This is a genomic window from Frigidibacter sp. ROC022, assembly GCF_024723735.1.
Lineage (GTDB): Bacteria > Pseudomonadota > Alphaproteobacteria > Rhodobacterales > Rhodobacteraceae > SLM-1.
Map to the genome: position 1 here is coordinate 701,608 of NZ_JANQDU010000001.1, position 19,514 is coordinate 721,121.

At 66.7% G+C, this 19,514-nt stretch carries 16 protein-coding genes; 12 read left to right on the forward strand and 4 right to left on the reverse strand.

Annotated features, from left to right (window positions below):
* Positions 1 to 7: 7 nt before the first annotated feature.
* The 7 genes from NUW50_RS03390 to NUW50_RS03420 all read left to right on the forward strand — a co-directional run bounded on the left by NUW50_RS03390 (position 8) and on the right by NUW50_RS03420 (position 10,363).
* The gene (locus NUW50_RS03390; RefSeq protein WP_258287655.1) at positions 8 to 664 is read left to right on the forward strand and encodes a DUF6931 family protein; all 657 of its coding nucleotides are present in this window, start codon (positions 8 to 10) and stop codon (positions 662 to 664) included.
* Positions 665 to 770: 106 nt separating this feature from the next.
* Entirely contained in the window at positions 771 to 2,342 is a 1,572-nt protein-coding gene (gene tagH, locus NUW50_RS03395; RefSeq protein WP_275981928.1) for a type VI secretion system-associated FHA domain protein TagH, read from the forward strand.
* A 111-nt stretch (positions 2,343 to 2,453) separates the two neighbouring features.
* Positions 2,454 to 3,794, forward strand: coding sequence for a type VI secretion system baseplate subunit TssK (gene tssK, locus NUW50_RS03400; RefSeq protein WP_258287656.1), 1,341 nt, complete (start codon positions 2,454 to 2,456; stop codon positions 3,792 to 3,794).
* Between the two features lie 108 nt (positions 3,795 to 3,902).
* A complete protein-coding gene (gene icmH / locus NUW50_RS03405) occupies positions 3,903 to 5,321 on the forward strand; it encodes a type IVB secretion system protein IcmH/DotU (protein ID WP_258287657.1) in 1,419 nt (472 codons plus the stop codon).
* A complete protein-coding gene (gene tssM / locus NUW50_RS03410) occupies positions 5,321 to 8,911 on the forward strand; it encodes a type VI secretion system membrane subunit TssM (RefSeq protein WP_258287658.1) in 3,591 nt (1,196 codons plus the stop codon). Before icmH ends, tssM begins: the two co-directional genes overlap by 1 nt.
* A 73-nt stretch (positions 8,912 to 8,984) precedes the next feature.
* The gene (tagF, locus tag NUW50_RS03415; protein ID WP_258287659.1) at positions 8,985 to 9,650 is read left to right on the forward strand and encodes a type VI secretion system-associated protein TagF; all 666 of its coding nucleotides are present in this window, start codon (positions 8,985 to 8,987) and stop codon (positions 9,648 to 9,650) included.
* A complete protein-coding gene (locus NUW50_RS03420) occupies positions 9,647 to 10,363 on the forward strand; it encodes a PP2C family protein-serine/threonine phosphatase (protein WP_258287660.1) in 717 nt (238 codons plus the stop codon). Before tagF ends, NUW50_RS03420 begins: the two co-directional genes overlap by 4 nt.
* A 24-nt stretch (positions 10,364 to 10,387) precedes the next feature.
* On the opposite strand, the gene NUW50_RS03425 is transcribed toward NUW50_RS03420, so the two are convergent.
* On the reverse strand, positions 10,388 to 12,580 hold the full coding sequence (locus NUW50_RS03425) for a serine/threonine protein kinase (RefSeq protein WP_258287661.1): 2,193 nt from the start codon (positions 12,578 to 12,580) through the stop codon (positions 10,388 to 10,390).
* A gap of 39 nt (positions 12,581 to 12,619) precedes the next feature.
* Positions 12,620 to 13,189, reverse strand: coding sequence for an OmpA family protein (locus NUW50_RS03430; protein WP_258287662.1), 570 nt, complete (start codon positions 13,187 to 13,189; stop codon positions 12,620 to 12,622).
* Positions 13,190 to 13,377: 188 nt separating this feature from the next.
* Between NUW50_RS03430 and NUW50_RS03435 the strand changes: the two genes are divergently transcribed.
* The 4 genes from NUW50_RS03435 to NUW50_RS03450 all read left to right on the forward strand — a co-directional run bounded on the left by NUW50_RS03435 (position 13,378) and on the right by NUW50_RS03450 (position 16,113).
* Positions 13,378 to 14,253, forward strand: coding sequence for a M15 family metallopeptidase (locus tag NUW50_RS03435; RefSeq protein WP_258287663.1), 876 nt, complete (start codon positions 13,378 to 13,380; stop codon positions 14,251 to 14,253).
* Between the two features lie 27 nt (positions 14,254 to 14,280).
* Positions 14,281 to 14,553 (forward strand): hypothetical protein, encoded by a 273-nt coding sequence (locus NUW50_RS03440; RefSeq protein WP_258287664.1) that lies wholly within the window; start codon positions 14,281 to 14,283, stop codon positions 14,551 to 14,553.
* Between the two features lie 93 nt (positions 14,554 to 14,646).
* Positions 14,647 to 15,033 carry a PAAR domain-containing protein gene (locus NUW50_RS03445; protein ID WP_258287665.1) on the forward strand — a complete coding sequence of 129 codons (387 nt, stop codon included), beginning with the start codon at positions 14,647 to 14,649 and terminating at the stop codon, positions 15,031 to 15,033.
* A 6-nt stretch (positions 15,034 to 15,039) separates the two neighbouring features.
* The gene (locus NUW50_RS03450; protein ID WP_258287666.1) at positions 15,040 to 16,113 is read left to right on the forward strand and encodes a class I SAM-dependent methyltransferase; all 1,074 of its coding nucleotides are present in this window, start codon (positions 15,040 to 15,042) and stop codon (positions 16,111 to 16,113) included.
* A 94-nt stretch (positions 16,114 to 16,207) separates the two neighbouring features.
* Here the strand turns inward: NUW50_RS03450 and NUW50_RS03455 are convergent, their stop codons facing one another.
* Positions 16,208 to 17,368, reverse strand: coding sequence for a pyridoxal phosphate-dependent aminotransferase (locus NUW50_RS03455; protein ID WP_258287667.1), 1,161 nt, complete (start codon positions 17,366 to 17,368; stop codon positions 16,208 to 16,210).
* 61 nt (positions 17,369 to 17,429) lie between these two features.
* On the reverse strand, positions 17,430 to 18,425 hold the full coding sequence (locus NUW50_RS03460; RefSeq protein WP_338001342.1) for a Hint domain-containing protein: 996 nt from the start codon (positions 18,423 to 18,425) through the stop codon (positions 17,430 to 17,432).
* A 298-nt stretch (positions 18,426 to 18,723) separates the two neighbouring features.
* Here NUW50_RS03460 and NUW50_RS03465 point away from each other — a divergent pair, with 298 nt between their 5' ends.
* Positions 18,724 to 19,503 carry an SDR family oxidoreductase gene (locus NUW50_RS03465; protein ID WP_258287669.1) on the forward strand — a complete coding sequence of 260 codons (780 nt, stop codon included), beginning with the start codon at positions 18,724 to 18,726 and terminating at the stop codon, positions 19,501 to 19,503.
* Positions 19,504 to 19,514: the final 11 nt, after the last annotated feature.

Below are 19,514 nucleotides of genomic sequence, written 5' to 3' on the forward strand. Positions count from 1 at the left end.
GAAAAACATGTCCGATCGCTTCAAGGGTCTTGATAAGATACCCGCCGAACCGGCCGCCAGGATGCTTGTGCTGGCCAATGCGCGGCTGGGGGTGAAGCTGTCTGCGCCTGCGGCGGCGCTGGTGCCCGAGGTTCTGGCCGAGCTCGAGGAAAAGGGCGCCGTGGTCGATATGCTGCGGATGCTGGCGGTGGCGCTTCCGGCGCGCGAACGGGTCTGGTGGGCCTGTCTTGCGGCCCATGACCTGGTCAATGCCGGCCTCAGCGAGAACGAGACCCTGATCGAGGCGGTCGAGGCCTGGGTCTTCAAGCCTTCGACCGAGGCCCTGATCAAGGTCCGGCGCTGCGTCGATGCCGCCGACCCCGATGACGGCACCGCGCTGGCGGGCCATTGCGCATTGAACGCCGATGGCAGGCTCGGCCCCGAGGAACTGGCCCAGTTCGAGGCGCCGCCGGGCGCTTCGGCGACCTATGCCCTGGTCATCAACGCGCAGAGCCTCTGTCTCGATTCGGAGAAGGTTGAAAGCCAGGGCCAATTGCTGATCGATCGGGCGCTGGATATTGCCAGGGGCGGGCAGGGGGATGTCGGCCCGAAGGACACGCCACCGCCGCCCGGCGGGGCGCCCGGGGCCACTGACGGTGCAGCCGGTGCAGCGGCTGGCGGCTGAGCGTGGGAAGTTGGAAAATTCGTGAAGCGCGGCACTTTGACATCCGCCGCCTTCACGGCGCATTGTTGCGAACGGGGCCTCAGGGCGGCCTTGGAATGGACGGGAAATGACGGTCAGACTGCGGTTTCAATCGACAGGTCTCGTGCCAGGCGACGGCGCGCCTGTCGCCATGCGTGGGCCCTCGCTGACGATCGGGCGGGGCGCAGGCAATGACATGGTTCTTCCGGACCCGGACCGCATGGTTTCAGGCACCCACTGCGTGATCGAGAACCACAACGGCAATGTGGTGGTGGTCGATCTCTCGACCAATGGAACCTTCCTGAACTACGGCAAGGTGCCGCTGGGCAAGACGCCGACGCCGCTGAACTCCGGCGACGTGCTGACCATCGGGCCCTATGAACTGGTGGTGGAGATCGCCAAGAAGGGCGAGGTGATTGCCGATCCGCTGGCCGAGGAAGGCGTCGGTTTCGGCAATGCCAAGGCCGCGCCCGACCCGCTGGACCTTCTCGAGGCGCCGGGCCCGGGCGGTGATTTCCTGGACGATCTGCTGGGACCGTCCTCGCCGCCGACCGGACCGTCGCAGTTCAAGGCCGAACCCGACGATCCCTTCGACAGTCTCCTGGCCCCGCTCGGGGACGAGGAAGACCCGTTCTTCGGTGCCAAGGATCCGGGATACGAGGGTCCTTCGGCGCAGGACCACGCCAGTTCGACGGCGGATGCCTTCCGCCCGGCCCAGCCCAAGGCGGGGATCATCCCCGACGACTGGGACGACCTGCTCGACCTCGGCAAACCCGATCCGGCCACGCCGGCGCCCGCTGCCGCTCCGGCGCAGCCGGCCGCGGTGCCGACACCGGCCAAGCCGGCCCCGGCGCGCCGCTATGGCCCGGACGGCAAGCCTCTGCCCGAGGATGCGGCGCCCGCCGCTGCCCCGGCGCCGCCGCCGGAAACCGATGACGATCCCTTCGGATTGGGCGGTGACACGCCCTCGGTCGATGCGCCTCCGCCCGCCGCGCCCGAGATCGCCGCCGAACCCGCGGCCGAACCCGCGGCCCCCACCGAGGCCGCCAAGGCTGCACCGCAACCCGCCGCGGCCGGGGCGGCCGATTCCGGCGACACGGCCCGCGCCTTCCTGCGGACGCTCGGTGCCGATGACAAGATTCCGGCGGACGAGCTGCATCCGACCATGATCCGGCTGGCCTCGGTCCTGAAGGCGATGATCACCGGGATTCGCGAAATCCTGATGACCCGGACCCAGATCAAGGGCGAGTTCCGCATCGACCAGACGATGATCTCGGCCGGCGGCAACAACCCCCTGAAATTCTCGATCACTCCGGAACAGGCGATCGAGGCGATGGCCAAGACCCATGCCAAGGGCTATCTCGGCGCCAAGGAGGCGACCGAACAGGCGCTGTCCGACATCAAGGCGCATGAGGTGGCGATGGTCACCGGGATGGAGGCGGCGCTGAAGGGCGTGCTGAAGAAGCTTGATCCCAAGGTTCTGGAAGAGAAACTGGAAGGCAAGGCGGGCGGCTTCCTGTCGAACAAGAAGGCCAAGTATTGGGAGGCCTACGAGGACATGTATTCGGAAATCTCCGACCAGGCCGAAAACCAGTTCCACGACCTCTTTGCCCGGGAATTTGCCGCCGCCTACAAGAACCAGCTGGAGCGTTTGAAATGAGGCTCGGGCGTCAATCTCCCGTTAACCAGAAAGGCCCTTTTCGGTGAAATTCCATGATATCAATGGCTTGACACCCCGTCCCCATGGGGACACCTGGATCGGAGGTGGCGCGTGAGCTGGGATAGCAAGGTTTTGTGGACCGAAGGCCTGTTCCTTCAGCCGCACCATTTCCAACAGGCCGACCGCCATTCCGAGGCGCTGGTCGCCGGTCTCGCCCGCCGGGTGGCGCCCTATCTCTGGGGTGTCTCGACGCTGGAAATCGACGACGAGGCGCTGAAGGTCGGTCAGTTCGCGCTGAAATCGGTGACCGGGTTGACCCAGGACGGCACCGTGTTCCGGGTTCCGCAGGCCGACGATCACCCGCCGGCGCTGGTGGTGCCCGAGACGATCAAGGACTGCGTCGTCTATCTCTCGGTCCCGCAACGCCGCCAGGGTGCCGAAGAGGTCGATCTCTCCGGCGCCGAACATTCGGTCAGCCGGCTGCGCCCCTCGGAGATCGAAGTCGTCGACACGATGAGCCAGGACCGCAAGCCGGTGACGCTGGCGGTCGGCAAGCTCCGCTTGCAGTTCGCGCTGGAGGTCGACGACCTCGCCGACAAGCTGGTGATCCCGATCGCCCGGATCATCGAGGTCCGTTCGGACAAGGAAGTGATCCTCGACAAGGGCTTCATCGCCTCCTGTCTCGACATCCGCGCCTCGGCGCCGCTGAACGGTTTCATCCGCGAACTGGAAGGGCTTCTGGCGCACCGCATGACGGCGTTGTCGGGGCGGCTGTCGGAAAGCGGCGCGACGCGCGGCGTGGCCGAGATCACCGACTTCCTGCTGCTGATGGTGGTCAACCGGGCGGTGCCGCTGTTCCGGCACATGACCTCGATCGAGAACGTTCACCCGCAATGGGCCTATGCCGAATGCCTGCGCCTCGCGGGGGAACTGGCAACCTTCATGGCCACCGAGAAGCACCCGCCCGAGTTTCCCGCCTACAAGCACGACGACCTGACCCACAGCTTCCAGCCGGTGATCCGCACCCTGCGCAGCTATCTGTCTTCGGTGCTGGAACAGAATGCGGTGCTGATCGAGCTGGAGCCACGCAAGTACGGCATCTCGGTCGGCGTCATCGCGGATCGCAAGCTGATCGGCACCTCGCAATTCGTGCTGGCGGTCGATTCGGAAGTTTCCGACGAAGATGTCCGTCGCCACTTTGCCGGCCAGGCCAAGATCGGTCCGGTCGAGGAGATCCGGCAACTGGTCAACTCGGCCCTGCCGGGCATCCAGTTGCGGCCGCTGCCGGTGGCCCCACGCCAGATCCCCTATCACTCGGGCGTGGTCTATTTCGAACTGAACGCCGACAGCCCCTATTGGGGCAAGATGACCACCTCGGGTGGCATTGCGGTGCATGTCTCGGGCAATTTCCCGGGGCTGAAGATGGAGCTTTGGGCGATCCGGCAGGCCTAGCCGGGGCGCATCCAGGACGGACCGGGGCCGGGATCGGCGCCGGTGCGGATCACAGACGGGACGGCCGGACCGATAGCGGTCCGGAAGGGTTAGGGAGAGATCACGCGCATGTCAGGGGACGATCCCTTCGCTGAAAAGGACGACGGCGAACGCACGGTGATCCGGCCGAATCCGGGCGGCCGGCGCGGCACCGCGGCGCCCGTCTCGACTCCGGTCGCCTCGCCCTTCGAGGGCGGCGGCGCTTCGCAACAGAGCCCGCAGGGCGGCGAAGCCTATGGTGTGCCGCAGGGGCCGCGTGGCGGTGCCAAGGCCTCGGCCGATCAGGCCATCGCCATGACCGGGATGAACGCGCTGAACGCCTGCGCCTCGCCGCTGTTCGCCTTGATTTCGCGGATCCGGAACCGGGCCCAGCATGTCGACCCGGACAAGCTGCGCCAATCCGTGGTGGCCGAGGTGCGGGCTTTCGAGAGCCGGGCCCTGAGTGCCCAGATCGAACCGCAGACGGTCAAGGTGGCGCGCTATGCGCTTTGCGCGACACTGGACGATGTGGTGCTGAACACGCCCTGGGGCGGACAGTCGAACTGGGCCCTGCAGTCGATGGTCGGCACCTTCCACCGCGAGACGGTGGGCGGCGACCGCTTCTATGACCTGCTGGCGCGACTGGAAAAGGACCCGGGCCAGAACATCGACCTGCTGGAATTTCTCTATACCTGCCTGTCGCTGGGCTTCGAGGGCCGGCTGCGGGTCGAGGATCGCGGCGGCGACAAGCACCTGCAAATCCGCAACTCTCTGGCCCGGATCATCCGCGGCCAGCGCGGCGCAATCGAACGTGATCTTTCACCGCGCTGGAAGGGGCTCGACAAGCCGCTGCGCCGGCTGTCGGTCTGGAAGCCGGTCTGGATCGCGGTCGGCGTCACCTCGCTGATCCTGGCCGCGACCTATGGCGGGCTGAGCTTTGCCCTGAGCCAGCAGACCGGCACGCTGGTCGGGCAGATCTCGGCGCTGTCCAACGGCACGGTCGCGGTGCTGGAACGCCGGGCCCCGCCGCCGCCGCCACCGCCGCCGACCCCGGAAGCCAAGGTGGTGATCGACAAGACCACCGGCTTCCTCGAAGACGAGGTCCGGGAAGGCAAGGTCGAGGTCTTCGAGAAGGGCAACACGCTGGTGGTCCGTCTGGTCGGCACCGCGCTGTTCAAGTCCGGATCGGATCAGGTGGAAGGCGGGGTCGAGGACCTGATCGCCCGCGTCGGCCAGGCCCTGAAGGATCAGCCCGGACCACTGATCGTGGCCGGCTATTCGGATTCGATCCCGCTGTCGGGCCGCGGCCGGTTCAAGGACAACAAGGAACTGTCACTGGCGCGGGCCCAGACCGTGGCCAAGCTGCTGGCGGCCGAACTGGGCGGGTTCGACCGGCTGACAGCCGAGGGCCGCGGCGAGAAGGACCCGATCGGGGACAACTCCACGCCGGAAGGCCGTGCCAAGAACCGTCGAATTGAAATCTTCCTGGTCAAGCAGGAGGGCACCTGATGCGCCGCTGGTTACGTTTCCTGATCTCTTCCGTCTTCGTGTTCCCGCTGATCACGCTGATCCTGTCGCTGGTGTTCTGGTTCTACGGGCCGCTGCTTGGCGAGACCCATCCGTTCGAGGCGGTGCTGCCGCGGGTGATCGTGATCGCCATCCTGTGGCTCTTCGTGCTGCTGTTGATGCTGATCATCCACCTGGTTCGCAACAAGAAGGACCGCAAGCTGACCGAGGACATCTCGGAACAGGTCGCCGAGGAGGACCCGGCGGACGAGGCGGTCAAGGCGGAACTGGGCGACGTGCGCGAGAAACTGCGCGCCGCGCTGATCAAGCTTCGCAAGTCGAAGATGGGCCGTCGGCATCTGAACGAGATGCCCTGGTATGTGATGATCGGCCCGCCGGGCGCCGGAAAGACCACGGCGATCGTCAACTCGGGGCTGCAATTCCCGCTGGCGGACGAGCTGGGCAAGGGGGCCATCGGCGGCGTCGGCGGCACGCGGAACTGCGACTGGTGGTTCACCGAGAACGCGGTTCTGATCGATACCGCGGGCCGCTACACGACCCAGGAAAGCGACGCGACCACCGACAACGCCGGCTGGCTCGGCTTCCTGTCGCTGCTGAAGAAGCACCGCAAGCGGCAACCGATCAACGGCGCCATGGTGGCGATCTCGCTCAGCGACCTGTCGCTGCAGGACGAGACCACGCAGATGGCCCATGCCAAGGCGGTGCGGCGGCGGCTGCACGAGCTGCGCGAGAAGCTGGGGGTCCGGTTCCCGGTCTACGTCATCTTCACCAAGGCCGACCTGATCGCCGGATTCACCGAGTATTTCGACGATCTCGGCAAGGAGGAACGCGAGCAGGTCTGGGGCTTTACCCTGCCGCTGGACAAGTCGCGCGGCGAGAAATCCCCGGTGGCCTCCTTCGACGAGGAGTTCGGCGCGCTGCTGGGCCAGCTCAACCTTCAGCTTCTGGAACGGATGCAGGCCGAGACCGACCATCAGCGCCGTTCGCTGATCCAGGGCTTCCCGGGCCAGGTCGCGAGCCTTCGCGAAATCGCCAAGCGGTTCCTGGCCGAGGTCTTCGTCGACAACCGCTACGAGAAGCGGCACATGCTGCGCGGGGTCTATTTCACCAGCGGCACCCAGGAAGGCACGCCGATCGACCGCCTGATGATGGGCATGGCCAAGACCTTCGGGCTGGGCCGGCAGGCGATCGGCTCGGGGCAGGGGACCGGCCGGTCCTTCTTCCTGACCCGGCTGTTCGAGGGGGTGATCTTCAAGGAAGCCGGGCTGGTCTCGGCCGACGACAAGGTCGAGCGGCGCTACAAGTGGGCGGTGCGCGGAGCGATTGCCGCCACGCTGATCTTCGCCATCGCGGCGGGCACCTTCTGGACCCGCAGCTTCCTGGCCAACCGCAAGCTGATCGCCGATGTGGAGCAGCGGGTGACGCTGTTTCAGGAGCAGGCATCTCTGATCCCCGGCAACCCGATCGCCGATACCGACCTGCCCGGCATCGTCGATGCGCTGAACACGCTGCGCGACGTGCCGGTGAACCCGACGGCGCTGCGGCTGCTGGAAGAGCGCGACGAGGCGCCCGAGGACCGGCCCGACAAGGACGGCAAGCTGGGCTACGGGCTGTATCAGGGCGACAGGCTGGGCAACGAGGTCAATCAGGCCTATCGCGCGGCGCTGAACGAGATTTTCCTGCCGCGGCTGCTGCTGCGTCTGGAAGATCAGATCGCCGCCAACATGAACCAGCCCGAACTTCTGTACGAGGTTCTCAAGACCTACCTGGTTCTGGGCCAGCAGGGCCCGATGAACACCGACCTGATCAAGCAGTTCATGACCATCGACTGGGAGCTTGCCTTCCAGGGACCGGGCCGGGCGCAGCTGCGCGAGGATCTGGCGTTCCATCTGGATGCGCTGCTTTCGGCGCCGATGGACGAGATTTCGCTGAACGGACCGCTGATCGAACAGGCGCAGGGCGTCCTGGCGAAGCTGCCGCTGGCGCAGCGGGTCTACAACGGCATCCTGGTCTCGAAGGCCGCGACCGAGTTGCCCGAGTTCCGGATCTCGAACATCGGCGGGCCGAATGTGGGACGGGTCATGACCCGCTCGTCGGGCAAGCCGCTGTCCGAGGGCATTCCGGGCATCTACACCTATGACGGCTTCAACGATGTCTTCCTGCGCGAAGCGGTGGGCGTCGCGGAACGGGTGCAGAAGGAAAGCTTCGTGCTCGGCGAGGCCGGCGAGGGCCAGCAGGACGAAGCCAAGCTGATCGCGCTGAGCCGCGATGTTCTGGACCTCTACTACGACGACTTCATCAAGCAGTACGAGGCATTGCTGGGCGATCTCGACATCGTGCCGATGGAGGATCTGGCCCGCGCCGTGGAAGTGACCCAGGTGCTTTCCGGCCCGACCTCTCCGATCGTGAACATCCTCAATGCGATCTCGCAGGAGACCAAGCTGACCGAGGAGCGCGACCAGGTCGATGCCGAGAAGGTGGGCGAGGGGCTGCTGGACGTGGCCAAGCGCGAGATCACCGAGGACCTGTCGGTGACCAACCGGCGGATTCTCGGGGCGTTGAAGAATGCCCAGGGCGCCGACGGCCAGCCGCAGAAGCCGCCGGGCGCGCCGGTGGAAGAACGTTTCGCCTTCCTGCACAACCTTGTCGATGCCTCGGCCGGGCCGTCGCAGCTGGACGAACTGATGGCCTCGCTGACCCTGGTCAGCCAGGAGCTGAACAAGCTGGCCTTCCGTGGCCAGAACGCGCCGATCACCGATATCCCGGCGCTGATCTCGTTCCGCCAGGCGGCCAGCCGCATCGAAGGGCCGCTGGAACGTTGGGCGACCCAGATCGGGACCGGCTCTTCGGGGCTCGCGGCGGCCGGCAACCGGGCGAGCATCGACGCGGCCTGGAAGGCGAATGTGCTGCCGACCTGCCAGGCGGCGACCTCGGTCTATCCGTTCAACCGGCGTGCGGCGGCGGAACTCGGGATGGCGGATTTCCAGAGGGTCTTCGGGCCCGACGGGATGATCGACAAGTTCTTCAAGGAGTCTCTGGAGCCGTTCGTCGATACCAACACGCGGCCCTGGACCTTCAAGAAGGTCAACGACACCGATCTGGGCATCTCGCCGGCAGTGCTGGCGCAGTTCGAACTGGCGGCCGAGATCCGGGCGGCGTTCTTCCCGACCGGGCCGACTCCGTCGGTGTCCTTCCAGATCACCCCGGCGGCGCTGGACCCGAAGGCCGAAGCCGTGGTGCTGGAGATCGACGGACAGTCGATCACCTTCACCCATCGGGACGGCCAGCCTTCGCCCACCGGCTTTACCTGGCCGGGATCGGTCGGTCTGGGCCGGGTCAGCCTGACCCCGCCGCTGAACGGTGTCGAGAGCGTGCTGAACAAGGACGGCCCCTGGGGCTGGTTCCGGCTTCTGGACAGTGCCGAGGTGCGCAACACCAACGCAGCGGACCGCAAGCGGCTGATCTTCAACGTGGGCGGCCGGATCGCGATCTTCCAGTTGCAGACGTCGTCGCTGGTCAACCCGTTCGGGCTGGCGGCCTTGTCCAAGTTCAAATGCCCCGAGTCGTTCTGATGCGGGTCCTGGTCACGCGACCGGGGAGACCTGATGGGTCTCTCGGTGAAACCCCTGCTACAGGGGCTTTCTGATGGCCGGTCCCTTCGGAGCCTTCGGCAAGATCCCGGCGCTCGGTGATTTCTTCCGGATGAATGTCTCGCAGGGCTTTGTCGAGGCCTGGGACGAGTGGTTGCAGGCGGCCCTTCTCTGCGGCCGGGTCGATCACGGCAGCGACTGGACCGAGCGCTACATGTCGGCGCCGATCTGGCGGTTCGCGCTGTCGCCGGGCTATGCCGGGCAGGAGGCGGTGATCGGGGTGATGATGCCTTCGGTCGATCGGGTCGGGCGGCAATTTCCGCTGACCCTCGTGGCCCCGGCGCCGACCGACGCGCCGATGCGCACCCTGGCGATGCAGGAGGCGGCGCTGTCGGAACTGGAACTGATCGCGCTGGACGCGCTGGACGACGACATGACCCGCGAGGAACTGGCCCGGCGGCTGGAGGCGGTGCAGCTGGCGCCGCGTCTGGAGCCCTCGGTGGTGCGCACCGGGCGGGCGGGGATCGTTGTCTCCAGCTCCGATGCCTCGGCGGTGCTGCCCGATCTGGCGCTGCGGCTGGGGCCGATCTACTCGACCGTTTTCGCCACCGCGGTCGAAGGCCAGGCGCGGCTGATGACGACACATTCGATGCCCGGCAACCGAGCTGCCGCGGCGCTTTTCGACATTTTCGCACCGATTTGGTCCGAGGGTTTTGAATGACCAATTTTCATATACGTTACAACGGAAAGACCCATGTTGGCCTGCAGCGCAAGGTCAATGAGGATTCGATCCTGATGATGCCCGAGCAGCAGATATACGCGGTCTCGGACGGGATGGGCGGCCACGAGGGCGGCGATCTGGCCAGCCGGACGGTGGTCGATGCGATCACCATGCTGCCCGATGGCATGGACCCGGCAACCAAGATGCATGCGATCCGGGAGGCGCTCCAGTCCGCGCATCGTTCGATCGTGGCCGAAGGCAATGCCCGCGGCACCACGATCGGCGCGACAGTGGTGGCGCTGGTGCTGGCCGATGGGCATTGGCTGGCGCTCTGGGCCGGGGACAGCCGGTTGTACCGGCTGCGCGACGGGCAGATCGAGATGCTGACCTCGGATCACTCGGTGGTGGCCGAACTGGTCAAGTCGGGGCGGATGAACTGGGACGAAGCCGAACTGCATCCGCAATCAAACCAGATTACCCGCGCGGTCGGGGTCGGGGACGAGCTGGAGCTTGAAAAGGTGCACGGCGAACTGCTGTCGGGCGACCGCTACCTGATCTGTTCGGACGGGCTGACCAAATACGCGACCTTCGACCAGCTGCGCCGGGCGATGGTCGGTGCGCCGATCGAGACGCTGACCGAAAAGCTGATCCAGATGGCGCTGGATGGCGGCGGGGCCGACAATATCTCGGTGATCGTGATCGACGTGATCTGAGCCTGCGCGGCCGCTGCGCCGGCCCTATTTCTCGGCGGTGGTCAGGATCGCCGAATCCATCGAGCGGATCGAGGCGCTGGCCGCAGCTTCCGCGAGAGCTTCCCCAAAGGCCTGGGCGCTTTCCTCACGCGGTTGCAGCGTGTCGAACAGCGGCTTGTCGGAATGGATCACGATGATCTTCGACTTGCCCAGCGACGAGGCGTCGACGCGGAAGGCGATCTTGCTCTTCTCCGGGTCGGCCAGGGCATCGGCCTCGGAATAGGCGAGGCGCAGCGTCACCGGGCCGCTCTGGCCTTCGCGCAGCGCTTCCACGGAATTGTCCGGCTCGGTCCGGCGCGGCAGGATGTGGAACACCGCGCCGCTGACGTCGATGATCGAGACGGTCAGGAAGCCGTCGGTGACCGTGGCCGGGATCGTGACGTCGATCACCGGGTTCTCGCCGACGAAATAGCGGCCGGAGGGGTTCGGGTCGGGCCGGTCGCCGAAGCCGAAGGTGAACTTGAAGCCGCCGGCGCCGACCTTGGGCAGACTGGCCTCGACCGCGCAGAGCGCAGGGTTCAGCACTTCGGTATCGACCACCACCCGGCGGTCGCCGACCATCGCGGTCAGCGCGTCGAACAGGCCGACGCGCTTGGCGGTGCTGGAAATCTGGCCCTGCACAGTGATCGTGGCGCCTTGGCCGAAGCCGGTGGCGGGCATGTCGGCGATGCTCAGATGGCCGCAGTCCTGGAACGGGTCGATGACGGCGCGCAGCATCGGCTCGGTGACGATCACCGGGCCCTGGAGAATGGTGGCCGAGCCCTGCAGGCTGCCGGGAAGCCCGTCCTTCAGCGCGTTCTCGACCGCCAGCCGCAGATCGGCATCGCGGGTCACGCCGGTGACCCGGGCGGCATTGCCGTTGACCGCGATGCGGAATTCGTCCAGCGGCGCGACGATGGCGATCAGCGCCAACACATCGGCGCCCCAGCTTTCGGAAATGTCGCCGGTGGCGATCGACAGGTCGGCGGAGCCGCCGATCTCGCCGGCGATCTTGTCCAGTGCCGCGACGACCTCTTCCGAGGGGGCAAAGCCGACGACCTGGGCGGCGCCGGTCTCGGGCCGTTCGACGATCAGCGTGTAGGGATCGGCCACCGGCAGTTTCGGGCCCAGGAAGCGCGCGACCAGCGGGTCGGCCATCCCGGTGAACCAGGCCGCCGCGCCGCCACCGCCGAGCAGCAGCAGGAGGATCAGGAACACCAGCCCGCCGCGGGATTTCTTCTTCTTCGGCCTGGTTTCGGCGGGCTTGTCCTTGGGGACGATGATCTCGGCCTTGGGTTCGACCTTGGCCGCCGGTCCGGGCTCGGGCGTCCTGGCTGCGGTCTCGGCGCGGGGCACGATCACCGTGCGATCCTCGAGCCCCGGTTCCAGCGCCCGCAGCAGTTCGTCCGCCGACTGGAAACGGCGATCCGGGATCGGGTCGGACATCTTGTCGATCAGCGACTTCAGCGGCTCGGGCACACCTTCGGTGTCCAGCGGCAGGGCCTTGTTCTGGACGACCTCCATCGGGTTGTTGCCCATTTGAGGCCGCTTGCCGCGGTAGGTCGCCAGGATCAGCGCGCCCAGCGAATAGATATCGGTGCGCGGGTCGGAATTGCCCGAAAGCTGCTCCGGCGCGGCATAGCCGTATTTGCCCGCGAATTCGTTGCCGATGATCGTCTTGGCGCCGGGATTGGTGTCCTTGGCGATGCCGAAGTCGATGATGACGGCCTCTTCCGGGACGCCGCCGCGCAGGATGATGTTGTCGGGCGAAAGGTCGCGATGGATGATGTTGCGCCGATGCGCCGCCTGCAGGCCCTGCGCCACGCGGGTCATGACCTTCAGCAGGTCTTCCGCCGCCATGCCGCCGTTGTTCATCACCGCTTCCAGCGCCGGGCCTTCGACGTAATCCATCACCAGATAGATATGCCCGTCCCGGGTGCGGTGGTTTTCGGAGTAGCGAACCACGGCGTCATGCCGGATCTCGCGGATCTCCTCCTCACGCGTCATCAGCGTGAGATAGTCCTCGTTGTCCGAGAACTCGCTCTTCAAGGCCTTGACGGCGATCAGCCGTTTCGAGACCTCGTTGCGGGCGCGATACACCTCTGATGTACCCCCCCGACCGAGGATCGCCTCGATCCGGTAGGTGTTGTTCAGCAGGTCGCCCGGCTTGAAGATATCACTCGGCCGCGACTCGGTCATTCAGAACTGGTCCCGGGCCGCGGTTCCGATTGCATCAGTTCAGGACACCACCTGGAACTCGACCCGGCGATTGGCATCGGCACGGGGATCGTTCTCGTCGAAGGGCATCGCCTCGCCGACGCCGACGGCTTCCAGCCGCGTCGGTTCAATGCCGCACTCGCTGACCAGATGCCGCTTCACCTCTTCGGCGCGCAGCAGCGAGAGCTTTTCGTTATAGGCGGCGCTGCCCGAGGAATCGGTGTGCCCGACGATCCGGAACACCTGGACGTCCACCGATTTCATCGCCGAGCAGAGCGCGACCAGCTTGGGCTTTTCGGAATCGTTCAGCCGGGCGCTGTCGAAATCGAAACGGATCTGGATGTTGACCTGATCGGCCTTGGCGACTTCGACCACGGTGCCGGGCACGGCCGGGGCAGCGCCTTCGGCGACTTCGCCGCCGGTGCCGGTGTCGGTCCCGGGCGCGATCACCAGGCCACGGGTCTTCTGGTTCTTGAACCGCTCAGCAATCTCTTCGGCTGACAGGTTCGAGTCATCCTGGGCATAGACCGGCCCGACCTGGGCGGCCGACAGTCCCAGCACCAGGGCAAGAACGAGTTGGGAAATCTTCATGGCAATTCCTCACCGATACGGGTTGCGCCGGTCGATCCGGCAAAATCTTACACGAGTCGTTCTTGGGGAACAACGACTTGCTGGTCTACACAGTATAGTGGTCACGCAAGGGTTGCGCTACGGCAGGAACCCCGCGATTAAGGGGTATAGGGTGAATTTTACGGTCATGAATTCCTAACTGGACAGCGATGCGGGTCATTCATCTTCTCATTGGCGGTATGGTGGTGCTGGTTCTGGCGCTGGTTGCCGTGCTGTTTCTGGTGATCCTGCCGGGTGAGTCGGATGGCGGAAACGGCGGCGGCAGCAGCAAGCTGTTCGCCAGTGACGGCGTCGGCGGCGCGGTGGACAGCGAGGCCCGGATCGAGCTGGAACTGCTGCGCGGCGATATCGAGAACCTGCAGATCGCCATCGCCAATCTCGAAGGCCAGTTGAACGAGCTGCGCTCGGCCCAGACCGACAATTCGGGCATTCTCGACGGCGCCGAAGAGATCTTCAACAACGGCGAAAACGACATCATCGACAGCTATGCCCAGGTGGTGCTGGTCGCAGACCGGCGCAACATCAACCAGGGGCTGTTCGTCGCCTCGCCGAAGTATCTGATCGAGAAGCTGGGGATGCCGCGCCCCGATCTGAACGACAATTGCCAGGCGATGACCAATCCGCGGTTGAAGAACATCCTGGTGACCGAGCAGGTCGGGCCGATCCGGGTCTCGATGCTGAAGCCGGCGGCCGACAGCCTGGCCCGGGTTTTCGAGAACATCAGGAAAGCCGACCCCGACCTCTATGACCGGATCAACACTGCCGGATCGCTCTGCGTGCGGCGGATCAGGGGGTCGAAGAATTCGGTCTCGACCCACAGCTTCGGGCTGGCGGTCGATCTGAACATCGACGGGCGTCTGGATACGCTGGGCGACGGCAAGACCCAGCTGGGGCTGACGATCCTGGCCGATTTCTTCAATACCGAGGGCTGGGTCTGGGGGGCGGCGTTCAGCCGCGAGGATTCAATGCATTTCGAAGTGTCGAAGAAGCAGCTTGACGAATGGATCGCCCAGGGCCTGCTGTGACCGGGCGACTGTGATGGGACCGAACTGATGGCCGAACTCTCCGATTCGATGAAGGCCCTGGCCGAAGGCATCCGCAGACATCCCAACCAGGTGCAGACGGCGCTGCTGGGATTCGACCTGTGGCTCGAGGTGCTGTCTTCGGAACATGTCTCGCCGCTGGAATTCACCCCGGGCGGCATCCCCGCGACCGGGGCCGAGGACGAGAAGGTTCTGAAGGTGCCGGTGCCGGTGCTGGGCAAGCGGATCGTGATCTCCTTCGACGCCAGCCTGCCGCCGGACCAGTTCCTGCTGCGGCCCTGAGCCGGGCAGGGGACGGGTTTACCTGACGTTGCATCGAGGGCGGCGCGGTCGTATCGTCGCCGGCAAGAGCATTTGAACCCTGGGATTTCCGCCATGCCGCCCGCCGCCCGCGTTTCCGACATGATGTTGCAGGATTCGCCGCATTGCCATGCGCCGATCCATCCGCCGGCGCCGACGCCGACCCCGGTGCCGCATCCGCCGATGCCGCTGGCGATCGTCCCGCCCGGCGCGGTGAACGTATTGATCGGCGGGCCTCCGGCGGCGCGGGTGACCGACATTTCCCAGCCCTGCATGATGGTGCCCTGCGTGCCCGGCGGGCCGGGGATGATCGCCAAGGGCTCCGGAACGGTGTTGATCTGCAACCTGCCCGCCGCGCGGGCCGGTGATGCGACCGCGCATGCCTCCTGTGTTGCGCCGATCCCCGGCCCGACCGGAAAAATCCTGCCGCCCTGCTGCACGACCGTCATGATCGGCGGCTGAGCGGCCATGCGGCTGGCTGTCTTCGAGGCGCTGGCGCCGATCTGCCCGCGCTGCCTGCACCAGCTTGGCCGGGCGTCCCCGATCACCATCGCGACCCGCGAGGAGATGCGGGCGGGCGATCTCTGGCACGGTGTCCTGACCTGCTCGAACCCCGAATGCTGGCTGGAATTCCCGGTGATCGACGGGGTACCGGTGATCACCCGGGACCCGGCGGCCAGTCTGCAATCGCTGGGATTTCAGGCGCTTTGCCGCGACGACCTGCCGCCCGCGCTCGAGAGCATCCTGGGCGACGCCGCCGGGACCGGCAGCGACTACGACACCCGGCGCAGCCACATGAGCCTGTATTGCGGCAGCCAGTATGACGACTGGACCGGCAGCGGCCGGGCCTCGTCCTGCGCCGGCACGGTCGCGGCGGGTCTGGGGCTGATGGCCGATCATCCCGCGCCACCCGACGGCCCGGCGCTGGACCTCGGCTGCGGCACCGGCCGGGCGGCATGGGAGATCGCGCGGGCCACCGGGCGGGTGACGCTGGGCGCCGACCTGTCGCTGACCTTCCTGCGCTTTGCCCAGAAGCTGCTGGTCGAGGGCCGGGCGAGCTTTCCGCAACGCCGGATCGGCACCGTCTATGACCGGGTCGAGGTCACGATGCCCGAAAGCCATGCCGGAATGCCGGTGGATTTCTGGGCGCTCGACGCGCTGGCCCTGCCGTTTGTCGAGGGCGCCTTTGCACTGGGCACGATGATCAATGTCGTCGATTGCATCTCGGGTCCGACCGAGGCGCTGATCGAGGCCGGCCGGGTCATGGCCGACGGGGCCGGGCTGCTGGTCACCACGCCCTATGACTGGGCGCCGAACGTGACCGCGCCGCAGGGCTGGTTCGGCGGCCATTCGCAACGTGCCGCGCATCAGGGCCGCGGCGAGCCGGTGCTGAAGGCGACGCTGGAGCGGTCCGGGTTCGACACCCTGGCCGAGGTTGCCGAACTGCCCTGGGTGCTGCGGCCGCATGCAAGGTCGGAAATGACCTATCAGATGCATATGGTGCTGGCGTCCCGCGCCGCGCGGGCGGCGGCGACCGCCTGATCCCGGCGCCGGGCGCGGGCCGACGCCGGCAGAGGCGGGGGGTTCACCCCCCCCCCGCACCCCCGTGGGATATTTCAAAGGTGAAGCGGGCCGGTCAGAGTAGCTGGCCGATCCGCTCGACGGCCTTCTCGATGTTCTCGATCGAATTGGCGTAGGAGAAGCGCAGGTATCCTTCGCCGTATTTCCCGAAGGAGGTGCCGGCGATGGTGGCGACCCCGGCCTCGGTCAGGAACCGGTCCTGCGCCGCGCGGGCGTCGAGGCCGGTGCCTTCGATATTGGGGAAGGCATAGAAGGCGCCGGCGGCATCGGCGCAGCGGAAGCCGGGCAGGGAGTTGAGCAGTTCGACGATCCGGGCGCGCCGCCTGTCGAAGGCGGCGACCATCTCGTGAACCGCGTCCTGCGGGCCGGAAAGCGCAGCGATTCCAGCGTATTGCGCGGCGGCGTTGACGCAGGAATGATCGTTGATGCAAAGCCGCGTCACCGGATCGACCAGCGCCGCCGGCCAGACCGCATAGCCCAGCCGCCAACCGGTCATCGCATAGGTCTTGGACCAGCCGTCGAGCATGATCAGCCGGTCGCGGATCTCGGGGTATTGCAGCAGAGAGACATGCTCGCGCCCGCCGTAGAGCATGTTGGAATAGATCTCGTCGGACAGGAGGACCACATCAGGAAAGGCTTCCAGCCCTTTGACAAGCTTGTCGATTTCGGCTTTCGGCGTGACCCCGCCTGTCGGGTTGGCGGGGGAGTTGATGATGATCAGCCGGGTCCGCGGGGTGATCCGCGACAGAAGCTCTTCGGCGTCGAAGGCAAAGCCGTTCTCCTCGCGCAGCGGGATCGGCACCGGCGTGGCGCCGGAAAAGCGGATGACGCTTTCGTAGATCGGAAATCCCGGATTCGGATAGATGATCTCGACCCCGGGCTGGCCGAACATCAGCACCGCGAAGAACATCGTCGGCTTGCCGCCCGGGACCACCACGACATGGTCGGGATCGACCTCGACCCCGTGGCGGCGGTGCAGGTCGGCGGCGACCGCTTCGCGGCAGGCTGGCAGGCCGTTGGCGGGGGTGTAGCCGTGATGGCCGTCGCGCAGCGCCTTCACCCCGGCCTCGACGATATGGTCGGGGGTGCGGAAATCGGGCTGGCCGATGCCGAGGTTGATGATCTCCTTGCCCTGGGCCGCAAGAGCCTGGGCGCGGGCCAGAACTTCGAAGGCGCTCTCGGTTCCGAGGCGTGACATGGCGTCGACTAGCTGCATTCTCATCCCCTCATTGGTCCGGGGGACGTAAGGTCAGCCGGGGCGAAAAGGCAAGGGGGCGTCAGCAGGCCGAGGCGCGGCGCAGCAGGTCGGCGGCGACCGAGGCGTCGAGCAGCCCTTCACCGATCTCGAAGGCGGCGCGGTCGTCGCGGCCGGCGCGCGACCCTTCGGCGAGCCGGGCCCGGACCTCGGCCGGGATCACCGGCTGGGTGCGGGGATCGATCAGCAGGCTTTCGGCGGCGATGCCTTCGGCATAGATGATCTCGTGCTGATCGAAGAGCAGCTGGAAATAGTCCACGAAGCCGCCGTCCGACTGCACCACGGTGTCGCCGTTGACCAGATGACCGGCGCGGACCAGCACTTCCGGGCGGCCGGCCCTGATCCGGTCGCGGCGCTGGTAGATGAACAGCCGGTGGTTGGGCGACAGCATCAGGTCGCCGGAGTTGTTCAGCGCCCCCTTGGCGATCAGGATCGGCGCGAAGGTCCCGGTGGCGCGCACGGTCTGGCGGCCGATCCAGCGGATCGCGCGCGGGCCGTTGTCGCGGGTCAGCACCCTGTCGCCGACCGACAGGGTCTCGATCCGTTTCTGCAGCCCGTTGGCCATGGTGATATGGGTGCCGAGCGCGAAGGACACGCAGGCGATCTCGGCCAGTTTGGCGCGGGCGGAGGTGCGGTCGATCGCGACCAGCGCATAGTCGCGGCGCGGCTCCAGCGGGGCCAGCGGCAGCAGGTAGCAGGCGGCGATGGTCGAGTCCGGCGTCACCTCGACGAAGACCAGCGCCTCGACGGTGGCGCCGTCGGGGCACATGAAGGTCAGGGCGCAGTCGAGATGGACATCCTGTCCGGGGGTGCCGATCTCGGACCCTTCGGTCAGTTGGAAGAGCGTCGCGCCATTGCCGCCGCTCAGCGCCAGCCGGTGGCGGCGTGCGTGCGGCCGCAGGGCATAGATGTCGTCCAGCATCAGCTCCGCGGCATGGGCCAGCCCGTCGCCCAGGTTGGCGCCGTTGATCACGGTGAAGTCCGCCGATCGATAGACCGGAAGACTCTGGGCTGGCACGGTTTTCTCTGGCATCGACTCGGAATTCACTGGGCAGCCTGGCCGTGGGATTCACGGTCGGACCACCGCCTGCGCCCGTTTCCCCCCGGAAATGACGTCAGCCGAAGACCATCCCACCACCACGGTCCCTTCAAGGCTTACGCCGGCGGGCAAAAGCGGTCAACGAAACCCGGGATGGCGGGCGCAAATGCGGTGCGGCGGGAAACAGTTGTCTCGCCGCCCGATCATTGTTGCAGGGCCGGGGGTGCGAATCGGGCCGGGGCACGGCATGGTCGGCGCGCAACTGCAGGAGATCGGTATGGACCTTGGAATTTCGGGCAAGCGGGCCCTTGTGACGGCCTCGTCGAAAGGGCTGGGGCGCGGTTCGGCCGAGGCCCTGGCGGCTGCCGGAGTCGATCTGGTGCTGAACGCGCGGGGCGCCGAGGCGCTGGAGGCCACCGCCGAGGCGATCCGCCGGGCGCATGGGGTGACGGTGACGACGGTGGCGGCGGACATCGTCTCGGAAGAGGGCCGGGCGCGGGTTCTCGACGCCGCCGGGCAGGTCGATATCCTGGTGACCAATGCCGGCGGTCCGCCGCCGGGGCTCTGGTCGGACTGGGAACGCGAGGACTTCATCAAGGCGCTGGACGCCAACATGCTGACGCCCATCGCGCTGATGAAGGCGCAATTGCCGGGCATGATCGCGCAGGGCTGGGGCAGGGTGGTCAACATCACCTCGCAATCGGTGAAGACGCCGTTGCCGGCCCTCGGCCTGTCGAATTCGGCCCGCGCGGGGCTGACCGGCTATGTCGGCGGCACATCGCGGCAGGTGGCGCCCTTCGGCGTGACGATCAACAACCTGCTGCCGGGCAGCCATGCGACCGACCGGACCCTGTCGCTGGCCCAGGCGGAATCGGAGCGGACCGGGAAATCGGTCGAGGAGATCCGGCTGGCCACGGCGGCGCGGATCCCGGTCGGGCGGCAGGGCACGGCCGAGGAGTTCGGCGCCATGTGCGCCTTCCTGTGCTCGGTCCATGCCGGGTTCATCGTCGGGCAGAACATCCTGCTGGACGGCGGCGCCAGCAATACGACGATGTGAGCGCCAGGCCC